Origin of the sequence: Streptomyces naganishii JCM 4654 (assembly GCF_014650575.1) — a bacterium.
In the GTDB taxonomy this organism is placed as follows: Bacteria; Actinomycetota; Actinomycetes; order Streptomycetales; family Streptomycetaceae; genus Streptomyces; species Streptomyces naganishii.
On the sequence record NZ_BMVF01000064.1, the window covers coordinates 1 to 882 of the forward strand.

Here is an 882-nt window from a genome sequence, read left to right on the forward strand (position 1 = left end):
GGTGGAGGCCGCTGATGGGGGTGGCCGGCGGTCGTTCGGGGTGTTCTCGCGGCGGCGTGACGCGGTGGGCGGTGAGCCGTGGGTGCGGCATGCCACGGGTGTCCTGGCGCCGGTGGCGGCTGCGGTTCCGGCCTCGGCGGGGGAGTTGGGTGTGTGGCCGCCGGAGGGCGGGGTGGCTCTGGGCGTTGAGGGCTTGTATGCGGAGCTTGCGGAGTCGGGTCTGGCGTATGGGCCGGTGTTCCGTGGGCTGCGTGGGGTGTGGCGGCGCGGGGATGAGTTGTTCGCCGAGGTGGTCCTGCCCGAGCAGGCCCAGGACGCGGCGGCCACCTTCGGACTCCACCCGGCACTCCTGGACGCGGCGCTGCACGCGGTCGGTATCGACTCCGCCGAGCGCCGTGACCCTGCGAGCGGCGGTCCGCTGATCCCGTTCGCGTGGAGTGGTGTGTCGTTGTTCGCGGCGGGTGCGTCGTCGTTGCGGGTGCGGTTGGGTGAGCTGGGTTCGGACGCGGTGTCGTTGCTGGTGGCCGATGGTTCGGGCCGGCCGGTGGCGTCGGTGGACTCGGTGGCGTTGCGGGCCGCTTCGGTGGAGCAGGTGCGTGCGGCGGCGGGTGAGCGTCACGACTCGCTGTTCCGCGTCGAGTGGACCGCAGTACCGGTGCCCGAGGCCGGGCCTTCCTCGGCGTACTCCTCCGAGGACTGGGTGGTCCTGCCGGACTGCGATCTCGCCGAGCTCCAGAGCGCGTTGGACGGCGGTCGGGCCGTGCCGCCCGTCGTGGTGGTGGAGTGCGCGCCTTCCACCACCGTGCGCGACGGTGGTGTGTCGGCTGAGGCCGTGCGTGGTGCGGTGGGTCGTGTTCTGGGTGTGGTGCAGGCGTGGTTGTC

1 protein-coding gene is annotated in these 882 nt (G+C 72.8%); it reads left to right on the plus strand.

Annotated elements, in window-relative coordinates:
* Positions 1-172: 172 nt before the first annotated feature.
* Positions 173-882, plus strand: a 710-nt coding sequence (locus IE217_RS34360; RefSeq protein WP_373298196.1) for a polyketide synthase dehydratase domain-containing protein, incomplete at its 3' end; no start/stop codon positions are given.